This window comes from Variovorax sp. 3319, assembly GCF_031456585.1.
GTDB classification, from domain to species: Bacteria; Pseudomonadota; Gammaproteobacteria; order Burkholderiales; family Burkholderiaceae_C; genus Variovorax; species Variovorax paradoxus_P.
Map to the genome: position 1 here is coordinate 49,782 of NZ_JAVDUZ010000007.1, position 14,846 is coordinate 64,627.

The following is a 14,846-nucleotide window of genomic DNA, read 5'->3' on the forward strand; positions in this document are numbered from 1 at the left end:
CTAGCCGGCGACGTAGCTCCCCGACTTTCCGCCGTGCTTCTCCAGCACATGCACGTCGGTGATCCGCATGCCGCGGTCGACCGCCTTGCACATGTCGTAGATGGTGAGCAGCGCCACCTGCACGGCGGTCAGTGCTTCCATTTCGACGCCTGTCGGCCCTACGGTTTCAACGGTAGCGGTGCACACCACCTGAGGCGCGTTGCCCTTTTCGGCCAGCGCAAACGCCAGCGCCACGCGTGTGAGGGCCAGCGGGTGGCACAGCGGAATGAGGTCGCTGGTCTTCTTGGCGGCCTGGATGCCCGCGATGCGAGCGATGCCGAGCACGTCGCCCTTCTTTGCGGTGCCCGATTCGATCAGCGCCAGTGTCGCGGGCTGCATCTCGATGCGGCCGGTGGCCACGGCAACGCGGTGAGTGGCAGGCTTGGCCGCAACGTCGACCATATGGGCTTGGCCCTGGGCATCGAAATGGGTGAGGGAGCTCATGTGTGAACGTTCGGTGTGGAGGTGCATCATACGAGCCCGAGCCATGGACGAGGAATGCCGCGCTTGACTCCTTCTGCCAAGAAAAAAGTTTATGCCACGCCCGCTTTGCGGTCGCTGTGCGCTACCGTTTTAATAGCGTGCCAGGTGCTGCTGCCGGTGCCCGCCCGAGCGCAGCTGCAAGTGCTGCCGGGCCTGGGCGACGGCGGCGAAATGACGGCCAGCGCCGAGCGACAGCTGGGCGACCAGATTGCGCGCGAGCTCTATCGCGACACCGACTACATCGACGATCCGGTGGTCGGAGCTTACGTACAGGAGATCTGGCGGCGCCTCATGACAGCCGCACGCGAGCGCGGCGAGCTCACGCCCGAGCTCGACGAGCGGTTCGCCTGGGTCGTTCTGCTCGGCCGCGACCGCAACATCAACGCCTTCGCGCTGCCGGGCGGCTACCTTGGCCTGAACATGGGGCTGATTGCCACAGTCGGCAGCCGCGACGAACTGGCCACTGTTCTCGGGCACGAGCTGTCGCACGTCACGCAGCGCCACATCTCGCGCATCATGAGCCGCCAGGGCAAGCAGATGCCGCTCATGCTCGCGGGGCTCATTCTCGGCATGATCGCCGCCGGCAAGAGCCGCAATGCCGACGCGGGCCAGGCGGTGATCATGGGCAGCCAGGCGCTCTTCATGCAGAACCAGCTGAGTTTTTCGCGCGACATGGAGCGCGAGGCCGACCGTGTCGGTTTCGGCGTGATGACCCAGGCGGGCTTTGCGCCGCAGGGCGCGGCGACGATGTTCGAGAAGCTGCAGTACGCCTCACGCCTCAACGACAACGGCTCGTATCCTTACTTGCGCAGCCATCCGCTCACGTCCGAGCGCATCTCCGACATGCAGGGGCGGTTCCAGTTCCGTATGGACGCTGCCCCGGCCATGCCGCTTGTCATGGACCACGCGATGATCGCCGCGCGCGCCCGGGTGCTCACGCGGCCGGGCGTCGATGTGCTGCGGCTCTGGGTCGATGCTGCGTCGAGCGGCGAGTTCGCCAGGAGCAGCCCGGCCCAGCAGGCAGGCACGCTCTACGCGGCTGCCCTGTCGGCCAAGGAGCTGCGCGATTTCAGGTCGGCGCGCGCGCTGGCCGAGCGGCTGACCGCACGAACCGCCGAAGACGCACCCGCCGCCAAGCTGGCGCGGTGGCTCAATGCCGAAATCGAGCTTGCCGGCGGCGGTGCTCCCAAGGCCGCAGCCCTGCTCGACGTCAAATCCCGCGAAAGACCCGAGATGCTGCTTGCGGCAGAGGCTGCCGTGGCAACCCGCCAACCCGCGCCCATGGTGCCGGTGCTGCGCGACTGGGTGGCCGCCAACCCGCGCGACGCAACCGCGTGGCGGGCGCTGGCCAATCTTTACGGCGCGCAGAACGACACGCTGCGTGCCGTGCGGGCCGATGCCGAAGCGAACGTGGCCATCCTCGACTACCCCGCTGCTCGCGACCGCTTCAAGGCCGCGCAAGAACTGGTGCGCAAGCCGGGCGCGCTCATCGATCACTACGAGGCGTCGATCATCGACACCCGCGCGCGGGCCGTGGAGGCGCTGGTGAAGCGGCAGGCCGAAGAGCCGCCGTTGAGGTGAGATCAGGAAAGGCGGCTGAGGCGAGCGTGCCGGCGTTTGTTCTCAGCGCTTCGAAAGAAGCCCGCCCAGCGCCGCTTCGATGACCAGGCCCAGCAGCGAGTAGATCAGCGAGCCGATCAGCGCCGCCAGGAAACCGCTGACCTGAAAGCCCGCGAGCAGGCCCGATGCAGCCCAGAACAGCAGCGCATTGATCACGAACAGGAAGAGCCCCAGCGTGACGATGGTCACCGGCAGCGTCAGCACCACGAGCACTGGCCTCACGATCATGTTGAGCAGGCCGATGACCGCGGCGGCAATCAGCGCGGAGCCGAAGCTGTTGACCTGGACACCGCTGTAAAGGTAGGCGACCGCCAGCAACGCGACAGCGCTGAGCAGCCATTTGATGATGATGCGCATGCGCCGCAGGATACCCCAGCAGTCATAAAACGACGAGCCCCGGGGCGTTGCCGCACCGGGGCTCGTCAGGGGAGCGCTGAAGCGCAGGCTGCGCGGCTACTCCGCGAGTTCGTTCGCAAGCACCAGCAGCGCACCCATACCCATTACTGCGCCGGGAAAAGCCCAGCCCGATTGGCGCGGCGGCGTCTGTTCGGGCGTGACCGGTTCAAGGTCGACACCGATCTTCGGCCGGCGCGCATCGACCACGTGCGTGGCCGAATGCTCGCGCTTGAGCTGCTGCGTCAGTTCGGCCAGCGGGCCCTTGGCAAGCACCGCCGTCACCTGCCCGCCGTTGCGCTCGAGCATGGGAAGCAACTGAGCCTGCACCTTGCTGAACCACTTGGCGCGCCAGTTTTCGCGTGCGCTGTGGCTCACCCATTTGCTGATGCGGTGCGTCATGCGCGGAGCGCAAGCCACCAGAACCCAATGGCGCGCCACGACGGTGCCGGCATCCGGCGCGAGTTCTGCGAACTGTTCGGCGGCATAACCGGCGTCGTCGACATAGAGAATGATCTTTTCCATGAGGCGCTCCTTCAAGTAGTTAGAGTGGCAGAGGCTGTTCCATAGAGGAAGAGCATTTTTCCCGATGGCTGCTTGCGCAGCCGCTCAGCTCGTGGTTGCGGCCTGTTCGGCCGCCTTCGGGCGGCGCATTGCCACCAGCTTGCCGATGACCAGCACCAAGAGCGCACCGGCGATACCGGCTGCGTACCTGATCGTGTCGCTCTGCGGCACCTTCGGCACCCACGTCCATGCCGCGGTGTTCGACAGCGCCGGGTCGGACACCGCCATGGTGCCGGCAATCCAGCCCAGCAGCATGCCGCCGATCGTGATGATGACCGGGAAGCGGTCCATCAGCTTGATGACCAGCTGGCTGCCCCAGACGATGATCGGGATGCTCACCAGGAGGCCGAAGATCACGAGCGGCATCTGGTGGCCCTGGCCGGCACCCTGGGCGGCGCCTGCAATGGCAATCACGTTGTCCACGCTCATGACCAGGTCGGCCACGATCACGGTCTTGACGGCGGCCCACAGCTTGTCGCTGCCCTGGATGTTGCCGTGCGCGTCGTCATGGTCGGGTGCCAGCAGCTTGACGCCGATCCACACCAGCAGCGCGGCGCCGACCAGCTTGAGGAACGGAATGGCAAGAAGCGTGAGCGCGAAGAAGATCAGGATCACGCGCAATATGATGGCGCCGGCCGTGCCCCAAAGAATGCCTTTGGTACGTTGAGCAGGCGGCAGCTTGCGGCAAGCCAAGGCGATGACGACGGCGTTGTCGCCACCGAGCAGGATGTCGATCATGATGATCTGACCGACCGCGACCCAGAATTCCGGGGCCATGAACTGTTCCATAGATTCCTCTTGTCTTCACGCGCCATTCGACTGCCTGGCGCATCCGTTCGTTTCGATTCATCCCGCACTGGAATGTTCGAAGCGATGACGAAGACCGGGGTGAAGACCGGAGATTCAGGAACGCTTCGACCAAACCTGCGCAGGTTCAAATCGAAGGTCTTGCTCGACAAAGCGCGCCCACGGGCACGCGTTGCCCGACAGGCCGGAAGTGTTGTGCTTCGTATTGACGACCTGTCGATTTCCGCCGTTGGATGGCGGTCGGGAGCTACTCCCCTTCGTAGGCGGGATTAGAGCATCGAGGCCCTTGTTCTGGCAACCCGAAAGTTTTAGGTATTTAAAAGGAAGGCTTCCGAAAGCCTTTCCGGTGCTCGCACTGTTGCTATTTATTTGGGAGCACCTATAACCTTCAGCGTCGATGGGGCATTGCCGGACTATGATCGCCGCTCGCTGTTTTTTCCTCTCCCATGGCCGCCATTCACATCACAGACATCGAGGCCGCCATCAATCATTGGCGCGAGAAGAGTCCCTCGCCCGACGGCATTACCCTCGCACCCGAATTGCGCGCGCTTGCCGAGGTCTACGCGCTCATGGTGTTTCACCATGAAGACGAGGTCGACGAGAAAGGCTTCCCTGAAAAAGCCTGGGCCGCCTGGCTCGACTGGTATCACAGCACGCCCGATACCCCCTGCATTGCTATTTGCTCCACCAGCCAGGGCGACGACCAGTGCAAGGGCTGCGGCCGCAGCTTCGACGAAGTGCAGCATTGGCCCGCCATGTCGCCGGCCGAAAAACGCGTGACGTGGCGCCGCATCACCATGGAAGATTCGGCCTGGCGCTTCAATAAATACGCCGAGCGCGCGCGCGAAGCCGAGCCGCCGCAGTGGCCGGACGAAGATCCCGCCGAGCCTCTTGGCCTCGACGACACGCCCTGACATAGGCCGCCGCATGCGCCGCCTCGCCCAAGCGCCGAACCTTGCGATTGCAGCCTTGTGGGTTCACGCCTTGCGCGAGGAAGGCGTCGAGGCAACGGTCCAACGCGAATTTCTCGGCGCCGTGATGGGGCAGTTGCCGCCCGACCAGTGCCTGCCCGAGATATGGATCGATGACGAAACCCAGTTCGAGCGCGCGCAGCAGGTGCTGCACGCGGCGCAGCATCGACCACAGCGCAACTGGCAGTGCGTGTGCGGCGAACGGATCGAGGGCGCCTTCGAGCAGTGCTGGCACTGCGGCGCGATGATGCCGGCGGCTTGAGCCTTTGAACCGCTACTTCCAGCGCAGCAGCTCGACGTCGATGCTGTTCGTACCGTCGCCCAGCGTCAGCGTGTTTTCCTGGATGGTCGCCTGCAGCAGCATGCTTCGTTGCGCGAGCGCTGCAAGCGCCTGCGAGGCCTCCGTCGGCACACGGTAGACAGAAAGGTTCTGCGGCCGCGTGAGCTTGTTCTCGATGCCGCGCCACCAGATCTCGGCCGCGTGATTGAAGCAATAGACGATCACCTCGTCCGACTTGCCGCAGGCCTTGATGATCGGCTTGTCCTCGGGCTGTCCGACTTCGATCCACAGCTTGGTTTCGCCCGTGAAATCGCGCAGCCACACATCGGGCTCGTCCACGTTCGACAAACCCGCGCCGAAGGCCAGTGTGCCGTCGCCCTGGCACACGTCCTGCAGCTTGTACGCGTTGAGCGCGAGCGCAACGAGCCGGATCATCATCCGCTCGTCGGTTTCGCTCGGGTGGCGCGCCAGGGTCAGCGCATGGTCGGCGTAGTAGCCGTGGTCGATGTCGGCCACCGCGAGGGCGGCCTTGAAGATGGTGGATTTGAGGGCCATGGGTGCGCGAGTGTATGCGCCCCCACGGGGTTCGTCAGAACGCCACCGAGGCCTGCATGTACAGCGTGCGCGGCTGTCCCACGTACTTGCCGCCGTTGTTGTCGACCGAACGGTTGTAGTAGCGGCGGTCGAACAGGTTCTTGATGCCGACGGCCAGCTTCAGGTTGCTCATCGAGGGGCCGAAGTCGTAGCCCGCGCGCAGGTTCATCGTGGCGTAGCCCGGAATGTTGCCGAGCCGGCCGGTCGAATCTTCGAGCGTGACGTAGTTTGCGCCGTCGTCGGGCGAGCCCGGCGAACGCTGCTTCGATTGCGCGTACACGTCGGCGTTGAAGGTCCACGGACCGCGCTCGTAGCGCGCGCCGAGCGTGGCCACCTGGCGCGAGTAGAACGGCAGGTCGCGGCCGGCAAAAGCACCCGCCTTCGAGGTGGCCTGCGTATAGGTGTAGGTGGCCGACAGCGACAGGCCCTTGAGCGAATCGTTCAGGCTGCCCATGTCGTAGCGCAGGGCCGATTCCAGGCCGCGGTGCCGCGTGGCGCCCAGGTCGGTCCATTGGCCTACGTCTCCGGTGATGGAGCGGGCCAGCTGCAGTTCCTTGTCGAAGTTGATGTTGAACAGCGTCAGCTCGCCGCTCCAGGCCTCGCCCTTGTAGTGCGTGCCAATTTCGTAGGTCTTCGCTTTTTCGGGGTGCAGGCCGGTGGTCGACTGCGCAAGCTGTGCGTACTGCTGGGGCCCGAAAGAGACGCCGGCGTTCGCAAACACCGACCAGCGCTCGCTCATGCGGTAGAGCACCGACAGCGTCGGCAGCACTTCGTTGGAATCGATCTTCGGGTAGATCGCGCCCGTCACTCGGTTGTTTGCCACGCTGAAGACATCGTTGTGCGAGCGGATCGACTCGTAGCGCACGCCGGGCGTGATCGTCCAGTTGCCAAAGTCGATGCGGTCGTCGATGTAGAACGCATGCGCGGTCGTGCCGCCCTTGCTGGTCTGGTAGGCCGCTTGCGCGCGCGTGTAGGCGTTGTAGCCGGGAGTGGGCGTGTAATAGGTGCTGCGCGTTGCGATCTCGGAGGCTTCTTCCTTGAGGTAGCGCACGCCGACGCTCACTTCCTGCACCACGCTGCCGGAGTCGATCAGGCGCGAGTAGCGGGGCTCGATGGCAAAGGTCTTGTAGTCGCGCGGTGCGGTAGTGAGCCGGCGTTTGCCGGTGTTGGCGCCGGTGCCTTCCTGCTCGAGGTAGCTGCTGCGGTACGAGTCCGTGTAGTAGGTCAGCATCTCGAACTTGTTCACGCCGTCGTTGTGCGTGTACTTGATCGAGCCATCGGTGCGGCGTCCCGAAAATTCGTCGAAAGGCCGGTCCGACTGGAAGGGATTTGCCGCAAATTGCGCCGTTGTCAGGCCGCCGGGCATGCGGCCCTTGCCTTCGAAATGATGCAGCGAAACGGCAATGTCGTCGGTCTTCGAAATGCGATACGCGCCCTTCAGCATCAGGTCGTCGATGCTGGTGTGGTCGTTGCTTTGGCGAAAGCCGTCGCCGTGCGTGCCCGAATACAGCAGAGCGAGTCCGAGGCCGTTCTCGTTGGTGCCACCCATAAACAGCGTGGGCGTGGTCTTCACACCGCCGCCGTGGCTGGCGCTTTCAACACCTACGCCCACTTCGCCTGCAAACTGCTTCGGAATCGCGCGCGTCACAAAGTTGATGATGCCGCCCACGTTCTGGGGGCCGTAGCGCACCGAACCCGCGCCGCGCACCACGTCGACCGCCTCCAGGCTGCCAAGGGACAAAGGCGCCAGCGAAAGCTGCGGTTGCCCATAGGGTGCGTAGGCCAGCGGCACGCCGTCCAGCAGGATGGTCGAGCGCGGCGACAGCCGCGAGGTGAGCCCGCGCACGCCCACGTTCAGCGAAATGTCGCTGCCGCCCGTACCGTTGCTCTCCTGCACCTGCACGCCGGGCACCTGGCGCAGCACGTCGCGCACGCTGCTCGAGCCGCTCTCCTGGATCTGCTTGCGCTCGATGATGCTGCGCGCGCCCGGATGCTCGAGCACCTTCGTCTCGCTGGGCGAGCCGAGCCAGTCGCCGGTGACGGTTACCGCCTCCAGCGTTTTCGCGCCGGATGCGGCATCGGCCGGCTCCGCATCGGCCGCAAAGCTCTGGAAGCTGATGGGAAACAGCGCCATGACCAGTGCGGCGCACTTCTTTTGTTTGAACAAGGTTTCTCCTCGAATATCAAGAAATCGAAAGGCCTTCGCGCGCCGCTCAGGACGTCGTGCGGCTGCTGCCGGAAAGTGCGTCCTGGCGAGCCGCCGCGGCCACGGCGCGGCGTCGCCACCACAGCCAGACACCGCTCAAGCCCAAGCCGCCCAGTGCAAGGCCGACCAGCACAACGAGAGCCTGGTGCACAGGCCCGCCGAGCACGCCGGTGTGCAGCGGATAAATCACCACCACCGCGCCGTTGCCGGCGTCCAGGTCTTGCCAGCGGCGCACCGCCAGTACCTCGCCCGTGAGCGGATGCAGCCACACCGAGCCGATGCCGTTCGGATGGGGATCGTCGGGCAGCCGAAAACGCACACGCATCGGCCGGTCGGGTTTGCCCGGCACCTGGATGTAGCCGATCGGCTGGCCCGGAAACACCTGCTGCGCACGGGCGACAAGTTCGTCGAGCGAAAGCCGGGGGCCTTTTGCGACGCCCTTTGGAACCCCAGGTGGCTTGACCTGCTGTTGCCCGATTGCGGCCGAAATGAAGTTGCCGAGCGGTCGCCACGCCATATAGGCGCCGGTGAAAACGGAAACCGCAATCAGCAGCCCGAGCACCGCGCCTCCGGTGCGGTGCAGATCGAACAGGCCGCGCAGCAGGCCGCGGTTCAGCACGATGCGCAGCGAAGGCGGCCAGCGCGTGGGCCACCAGAGCACCACGCCCGTGACCAGCAGAAAAAGGTAGGACAGCGCCACGAAAGCCAGGATGCCCTTGCCCGTGTCTTCGAGCAGCAGGCTGCTGTGCAGTTCGAACAGCACGTTGTAGGCGCCTTCGTGCGACCCGCGCCGGCCTTGCTCCGCGCCGGTTGCGGGGTCTAGATAGAGCGTGCCCTCCCACGGCCCGCGCACCAATACCCAAAGCGTCTCGCCGGCGCTGCGCGGCGGGCGCAGCGTCAGGTTGGTGCTGGGCCCGAACTCCGCCAGGATGCGTTGGCGCAGCGGTTCGAGTGGCAAGGCAGGCGCGGCGGCGCCCGTTGCTGCATCAGCCGCGCTTCGCGCGACGAAGAGCCCGGGATGCGCGTAGCGGTCGATCGGCAAGGCCACCACCAGCACGGCGCCGAGCAGAGCCGTGAGAGCCAGGATCGGACCAAGCGAGAGACCGATCCAGCGGTGAATCTTGAGCCAGAGGCGTCTCAATGGGGCACGCATGAACAACAGGGACTTCGAAGAGCCCCGTCACGGTTGCTGGCTGGCGCGCCGCTCACGGTGCGTTGGCTGGAAATTTCGGCAAAGAAGCGAAAGAGAAAACGCGAAGCGAACAGCCGCCCTCAGGCGGCTGGTGCATCGGTGCGGGAAGCCTCAGATTCTACTGGCGAGCTCCGCGGCCTTGCCCACGTAGCTCGCGGGCGTCATGGCCAGGAGCCGCTCTTTTTCAGCCTCGGGAATCTCGAGCGATCGGATCAGGCCGTGCAGCGCCTCGGCGGTGACCGTCTTGCCGCGCGTCACTTCCTTCAGCTGCTCGTAGGCGCCCTGAACGCCATAGCGGCGCATCACCGTCTGGATGGGCTCTGCCAGCACTTCCCACGAGGCGTCGAGGTCTTCGGCCAGCGCTTCTTCGTTGAGCTCCAGCTTGCCCAGGCCCGTGGCCAGGCTCGCATAAGCCAGCGTGGCGTAGCCGAACGCCACGCCGATGTTGCGCAGCACCGTGCTGTCGGTCAGGTCGCGCTGCCAGCGGCTGATGGGCAGCTTCTCGCTCAGGTGGCGCAGCACTGCATTGGCGAGGCCCAGGTTGCCTTCGGCATTCTCAAAGTCGATCGGGTTGACCTTGTGCGGCATCGTCGAAGAGCCGATTTCGCCTTTCTTGAGGCGCTGCTTGAAGTAGCCCAGGCTCACGTAGCCCCAGATGTCGCGCGAGAAGTCGATGAGGATGGTGTTGGCGCGTGCCACGGCGTCGAACAGCTCGGCCATGTAGTCGTGCGGCTCGATCTGGATGCTGTACGGCTGGAAGCTCAGGCCCAGGCCCAGCGGTGCCGGCGTTTCGATGACCTTGCGGCTGAACGCCTCCCAGTCGAAGTCAGGCCAGGCCGCGAGGTGGGCGTTGTAGTTGCCCACGGCGCCGTTCATCTTGCCGAGCAGCTGCACTGCGGCAATCTGGGCACGAGCCTTCGACAGGCGCACCGCAACGTTCGCGATTTCCTTGCCCACGGTGGTGGGGCTTGCGGTCTGGCCGTGCGTGCGCGACAGCATCGACACGCCGGCAAACTGGTGCGCCATTTCGCGCAGCTTGGCAATCAGCCCGTCGATGGCCGGCAGCACCACTTTTTCGCGGGCGGCCTGGATCTGCAACGCATGGCTGGTGTTGTTGATGTCTTCGCTGGTGCAGGCAAAGTGAACGAACTCGGCGGCGGCCAGAAGCTCCGGCCGGGCTTCGAACTTGGACTTGATCCAGTACTCGACCGCCTTCACGTCGTGGTTGGTGGTCTTTTCGATTTCCTTGATGGCCAGCGCGTCAGCCTCCGAGAAATGGGCGACAAGGCCCAGCAGGTACTTGCGGGCGCCGCCCGTGAGTGGCTTGAATTCAGCGAAGCCGCAGTCGGACAGCGCAATGAACCACGCCACCTCGACCTGCACGCGCCGGTGCATGTAGCCCTGTTCGCTCATCAGCGGTCGCAATGCCGCGAGTTTGGCCGCATAGCGGCCGTCCAGTGGGGAGAGGGCGGAAACGGTGGAGAAGCTCATGCCTGAATTTTAGGCGGCCTCGGCGGATGCCCGTTCGTGACACATCGAAGCTGCCTTTTTTGGCGTTCCCCTAAAATAGCCACGAACAATCGTTATCAAAGCAAAGGGAGAGAGCCTTCATGAAACTGATCGGATCGGCCGCCAGCCCTTATGTGCGCAAGGTGCGCGTGGTGCTGGCCGAGAAACGGCTCGACTACCAGTTCGTGATCGAAGATGTCTGGTCCGCCGACACCACCATCGCCCACTCCAACCCGCTCGGGAAGGTGCCTTGCCTCATCATGGAAGGCGGCGAGGCAATGTTCGATTCGCGCGTGATCGTCGAATACCTCGACACCCTGTCCCCCGTGGGCAAGCTCATTCCGCAGCAGGGCCGCGAGCGTGCCGAGGTCAAGACTTGGGAAGCGCTGGCCGACGGCGTCATGGACGCCGGCGTGCTCTGGCGCCTGGAAGCCACCTGGAGCGGCCGCGGCGACGGCGAGCGCAGCGCCGCGTGGATCGAGCGCCAGCGTGCCAAGGTCGAAGGCGGCATCGCCGCCATGGCCAAGGGCCTGGGCGACAAGCCATTCTGCAGCGGCATTCACCTGAGCCTGTCGGACATCGCGGTGGGCTGTGCGCTGGGCTGGGTGGGGTTTCGCTTTCCCGAAATCGACTGGCGCGGCGAGCACCCGAACCTCGGGAAGTTGTACGACAAGCTGATGCTGCGACCGAGCTTCGTCGACACGCAACCATGAAAAAAGGCGCCTGAGGCGCCTTTTTCAATTTCGGGGCGCCTGCGTGCCGCGCCCCGCCCGTTTACCGGGAAATACAAAAATGCTGCGAGGCGCCCCGACGCGAAGGAGGGAGGGAGGGAGGAGGAGAAGAATCACCTCGGGATTTCGACCAGACGAGAAACGCCTGGAAGACCTCGCAACATGAAAACCGGAGGGCATTTGCTGCCCACGTCTTTATGAGGACAGTGTGCCAGCGCGGTTCCCGGTTCAGTGGTAAACGTTTGTGACGATCAGTTCATGCGTACTACAGGCGCAGGCGTGGAAAACCGCCGCGTCGCGGCCCGCGGTCAGGGCGCTGCGAGCTGGCTTTCCACCACCTTCACGAATGCGGCTTCGTCCGGTGCAGTCATGCTCGACCACGCCTGGACCACCTTGCCGTCCCGGCCGATCAGGTACTTGTAGAAATTCCACTTCGGCGTGGTGCCGGAAGCCAGCGCCAGCTGCTTGAACAGCGGGTTGGCGTTGGGGCCGCGCACCGAGGATTTAGCAAACATCGGAAACTTCACGCCAAATGTGCTTTCACAAAAGTCGGCAATCTCCTTGTTGGAACCCGACTCCTGCGAAAAATCGTTCGAAGGAAAGCCCAGCACGACCAATCCGCGCGAGCGATATTTGCTGTCGAGTGCCTCAAGCCCCTTGTATTGCGGGGTAAAGCCGCAGAAGCTCGCGGTGTTGACCACCAGCACGACTTTGCCGGAGTACTGGCACAAAGATTGGGGTTTTTCGTCCTGCAGCCGCGGGAAGGTGTGTTGCAGCGTGGCCGGGCAGGCGCCGGCAGCGGCACCGTCGGCCGGGGCGGCTACGGGGGCAGAAGGCGTACCGGCAGAGGGTGCCTGGGCACCCGCCGTACCTATGGCAAAGAGGCATGCCGCCAGCGCCGCGGCCTGTGCGCAACGCCTCGGCGCGGGCGATCGGGTGGGGGTTTGCATAGGGGCTCCTGGTACAAAAAAAGGGAGTGTGGATCCGTGGCGCCAAGGGGCGCATGGCCGCATCATGGCGCGTCTGTCACGAGCGCGCCAAGCGGGCCGACTAAAATCAGCGGCCTTAGAAAGATTTTGATGCTTTATCCGGAACTCTTCAGACAACTCGAATCTGTCCGCTGGGACATGGACAAGGACATTCCCTGGCAGTCGTTCGATGCTTCACTGCTGTCCGAAGAGCAGGCGCAAACCATCAAGATGAACGCCATTACCGAGTGGGCGGCGCTGCCGGCCACCGAAATGTTCTTGCGCGACAACCGCCACGATAGCGACTTTTCGGCTTTCATGTCGATCTGGTTCTTCGAGGAGCAGAAGCACTCGCTGGTGCTCATGGAGTACCTCAAGCGCTTCAGCCCCCAGCACGCGCCCACCGAGCAGGAACTGCACGAGGTGCGCTTCGACTTCGACCCGGCGCCGCCGCTCGAAACCCTCATGCTGCACTTCTGCGGCGAGATCCGCCTCAACCACTGGTACCGCTGCGCGGCCCAGTGGCACACCGAGCCGGTCATCAAGCACATCTACACCACGCTGAGCCAGGACGAGGCCCGCCACGGCGGCGCCTACCTGCGCTACATGAAGCGCGCGCTCGAAAAGTTCGGCGACGAGGCCCGCGCTGCTTTCACCAAGGTTGGCGTGCTCATGGCCAGCGCGCGCCGCACCGCGCAGGCGCTGCACCCCACCAACCTGCACGTCAACAAGGCGCTGTTTCCGAACGACACCATCCAGAGCCGCATGCCCGACCCGGACTGGCTCGAGCATTGGCTCGACAAGCAGATCAAGTTCGACGCCGTCTGGGAGGGCAAGGTGGGCGAGCGCATCCTGCACAACCTGAGCCTGCTCATGAACCGCAGCTTCAAGACCGTGCAGGAGCTCAACCGCTACCGCAAGGAAGTCTCCGCCAACCTCGGGCCCAAGGCCGAGTACCAGGGCGCGTAAGGGCGCGGCGCTCGCCTGAAGCGGGGGAGCAGGGCGCCACGCAAAATGGCCTGTCACAAACCAGGCCGGTCGCCCGTCTTGTGACCATGGACGACGCCACCCTTACTTTCGACAGCCACCGCCGACGCCTTCAGGGCATTGCCTACCGCATGCTCGGCACCGTAGCCGAGGCCGAAGAGGTGGTGCAAGACGCCTGGCTGCGCTGGCACGAAGCCGACAAGGCCGGATTCGACAGCGCCGAAGCCTGGCTGGTTACCGTGGTCACGCGGCTTTCAATCGACCGGCTGCGGGCCGCCAAGGTCCAGCGAGAGCACTACATCGGCGCGTGGATGCCCGAGCCCACGCTCACTGATGCACCCGCCACGCCGGAACAGGTGCTCGAGCGGGCCGACAACGTGTCGGTGGCTTTTCTTGCCGTGCTGGAGCGCCTTGCGCCCGAGGCGCGCGCCGCCTTCTTGCTGCGCGAAGTGTTCGACGCCGACTACGAAGAAGTGGCCCGCACCCTCGGCAAGAGCGAAGCCGCCTGCCGGCAGCTGGTGCACCGCGCCAAGGCGCAGGTGCAGGAGGCGCGCCCGCGCTTTCAGGTGTCTCGCGAAACCCATGAACGCCTGCTTCGCGCCTTTGCCGATGCGGCAGCCCGCGGCAGCCTGCAAGACCTGAAGGCGCTGATGGCCGAAGACGCCGAACTCATCGGCGACGGCGGCGGCAAGGTGCAGTCCTTCAGCAAGGTCCTGTGCGGCAGCCAGCGGCTGGCGCAGCTTTACTTTGCGCTCTGGCGGCGCATGGGCGCCTCAGTGCGCATGGAACTGGTGGACATCAACGGCGAGCCGGGGTTGCTGCGCTTTTTCGATGGGCAACTCGAATCTGCGCAGACCTTCGAGATCGAGGGGGAGCGCATCGTGCGCATCCGCGCCCAGCGCAACCCCGACAAGCTGGCCCGAATCGCGCAGCTTTTTTCTTCGAAATAGCTGGCGCGGCTGTCACAGGGCCGGGCGGTGGCCCGTCTTCAGTGGGTAGGAAGCAGATTTTCAAACCCGACCACTGAAACATCTCCATGAACACGACCCCCCGCCTGAACTGGTTCAAGACCATCCCCAAGACCTTCGAAGCCATCCTGGCCGTGAGCGCCAGCATCGATTCGAGCACCGTCGGCAAGACCGTGTTCGATCTGGTGTTTGCGCGCGTCTCGCAAATCAACGGCTGCGCCTATTGTCTCGACATGCACGTGCGCGATCTGCGCAAGCAAGGCGAAGGTTGGCAGCGCATCAACAGCCTGGCCACCTGGCGCGAAGTGAGCTTTTTCAATGAGCGCGAACGTGCCGCGCTGGCGTGGGCCGAATCGCTCACGCGGCTGGCCGACAGCCACGACGAGCGCGAAACCGAGTTCGCAGCCCTGAAGGCGCAGTTCAGCGACGTCGAGATTGCCGAACTCACCGTGGCTGTCGCGCAGATCAACACCTGGAACCGCATCAACGTCGGCATGCGCATGCCCGTCGCCGTGAAGGCGCTGGACTGACTTT

16 protein-coding genes are annotated in these 14,846 nt (G+C 64.6%); 7 read left to right on the plus strand and 9 right to left on the minus strand.

Annotated features, from left to right (window positions below; genetic code table 11):
• Nucleotides 1-483, minus strand: coding sequence for a cyclic pyranopterin monophosphate synthase MoaC (gene moaC / locus J2X67_RS15305; protein WP_307580509.1), 483 nt, complete (start codon nt 481-483; stop codon nt 1-3).
• A 54-nt stretch (nt 484-537) separates the two neighbouring features.
• Here moaC and J2X67_RS15310 point away from each other — a divergent pair, with 54 nt between their 5' ends.
• Nucleotides 538-2,103 carry a M48 family metalloprotease gene (locus J2X67_RS15310; RefSeq protein WP_309954144.1) on the plus strand — a complete coding sequence of 522 codons (1,566 nt, stop codon included), beginning with the start codon at nt 538-540 and terminating at the stop codon, nt 2,101-2,103.
• 42 nt (nt 2,104-2,145) lie between these two features.
• Here the strand turns inward: J2X67_RS15310 and J2X67_RS15315 are convergent, their stop codons facing one another.
• From J2X67_RS15315 to J2X67_RS15325, 3 genes are all read right to left on the minus strand, one after another.
• Nucleotides 2,146-2,499, minus strand: coding sequence for a phage holin family protein (locus tag J2X67_RS15315; RefSeq protein WP_281148808.1), 354 nt, complete (start codon nt 2,497-2,499; stop codon nt 2,146-2,148).
• Nucleotides 2,500-2,595: 96 nt separating this feature from the next.
• Nucleotides 2,596-3,060, minus strand: coding sequence for a hypothetical protein (locus tag J2X67_RS15320; RefSeq protein ID WP_309954145.1), 465 nt, complete (start codon nt 3,058-3,060; stop codon nt 2,596-2,598).
• Between the two features lie 84 nt (nt 3,061-3,144).
• Nucleotides 3,145-3,888 carry a TerC family protein gene (locus J2X67_RS15325; RefSeq protein WP_309954146.1) on the minus strand — a complete coding sequence of 248 codons (744 nt, stop codon included), beginning with the start codon at nt 3,886-3,888 and terminating at the stop codon, nt 3,145-3,147.
• Between the two features lie 464 nt (nt 3,889-4,352).
• Between J2X67_RS15325 and J2X67_RS15330 the strand changes: the two genes are divergently transcribed.
• Together J2X67_RS15330 and J2X67_RS15335 are read left to right on the plus strand one after the other, a co-directional pair.
• On the plus strand, nt 4,353-4,820 hold the full coding sequence (locus J2X67_RS15330; RefSeq protein WP_309954147.1) for a DUF3717 domain-containing protein: 468 nt from the start codon (nt 4,353-4,355) through the stop codon (nt 4,818-4,820).
• Nucleotides 4,821-4,833: 13 nt separating this feature from the next.
• Nucleotides 4,834-5,139: a putative signal transducing protein gene (locus tag J2X67_RS15335; protein WP_309954148.1), complete on the plus strand. Its 306-nt coding sequence runs from the start codon at nt 4,834-4,836 to the stop codon at nt 5,137-5,139.
• Nucleotides 5,140-5,151: 12 nt separating this feature from the next.
• Here J2X67_RS15335 and J2X67_RS15340 read toward each other — a convergent pair whose 3' ends face one another.
• The 4 genes from J2X67_RS15340 to purB all read right to left on the minus strand — a co-directional run bounded on the left by J2X67_RS15340 (nt 5,152) and on the right by purB (nt 10,640).
• Nucleotides 5,152-5,712 carry a YaeQ family protein gene (locus J2X67_RS15340; protein ID WP_309954149.1) on the minus strand — a complete coding sequence of 187 codons (561 nt, stop codon included), beginning with the start codon at nt 5,710-5,712 and terminating at the stop codon, nt 5,152-5,154.
• A 34-nt stretch (nt 5,713-5,746) separates the two neighbouring features.
• A complete protein-coding gene (locus J2X67_RS15345) occupies nt 5,747-7,885 on the minus strand; it encodes a TonB-dependent siderophore receptor (RefSeq protein ID WP_309954435.1) in 2,139 nt (712 codons plus the stop codon).
• 79 nt (nt 7,886-7,964) lie between these two features.
• Nucleotides 7,965-9,110: a PepSY-associated TM helix domain-containing protein gene (locus J2X67_RS15350; RefSeq protein WP_309954150.1), complete on the minus strand. Its 1,146-nt coding sequence runs from the start codon at nt 9,108-9,110 to the stop codon at nt 7,965-7,967.
• Between the two features lie 150 nt (nt 9,111-9,260).
• Nucleotides 9,261-10,640: an adenylosuccinate lyase gene (purB, locus tag J2X67_RS15355; protein WP_309954151.1), complete on the minus strand. Its 1,380-nt coding sequence runs from the start codon at nt 10,638-10,640 to the stop codon at nt 9,261-9,263.
• A gap of 119 nt (nt 10,641-10,759) precedes the next feature.
• Between purB and J2X67_RS15360 the strand changes: the two genes are divergently transcribed.
• Nucleotides 10,760-11,371: a glutathione S-transferase N-terminal domain-containing protein gene (locus tag J2X67_RS15360; RefSeq protein WP_309954152.1), complete on the plus strand. Its 612-nt coding sequence runs from the start codon at nt 10,760-10,762 to the stop codon at nt 11,369-11,371.
• Between the two features lie 326 nt (nt 11,372-11,697).
• On the opposite strand, the gene J2X67_RS15365 is transcribed toward J2X67_RS15360, so the two are convergent.
• Complete coding sequence (locus J2X67_RS15365) at nt 11,698-12,339, minus strand: glutathione peroxidase (RefSeq protein ID WP_309954153.1); 642 nt, start codon at nt 12,337-12,339, stop codon at nt 11,698-11,700.
• A 129-nt stretch (nt 12,340-12,468) separates the two neighbouring features.
• On the opposite strand from J2X67_RS15365, the gene J2X67_RS15370 reads away from it, so the two are divergent.
• The 3 genes from J2X67_RS15370 to J2X67_RS15380 all read left to right on the plus strand — a co-directional run bounded on the left by J2X67_RS15370 (nt 12,469) and on the right by J2X67_RS15380 (nt 14,842).
• Complete coding sequence (locus tag J2X67_RS15370; protein WP_309954154.1) at nt 12,469-13,326, plus strand: ferritin-like domain-containing protein; 858 nt, start codon at nt 12,469-12,471, stop codon at nt 13,324-13,326.
• 86 nt (nt 13,327-13,412) lie between these two features.
• The gene (locus J2X67_RS15375; RefSeq protein ID WP_309954155.1) at nt 13,413-14,294 is read left to right on the plus strand and encodes an RNA polymerase sigma-70 factor; all 882 of its coding nucleotides are present in this window, start codon (nt 13,413-13,415) and stop codon (nt 14,292-14,294) included.
• An 86-nt stretch (nt 14,295-14,380) separates the two neighbouring features.
• The gene (locus tag J2X67_RS15380) at nt 14,381-14,842 is read left to right on the plus strand and encodes a carboxymuconolactone decarboxylase family protein (protein ID WP_309954156.1); all 462 of its coding nucleotides are present in this window, start codon (nt 14,381-14,383) and stop codon (nt 14,840-14,842) included.
• Nucleotides 14,843-14,846: the final 4 nt, after the last annotated feature.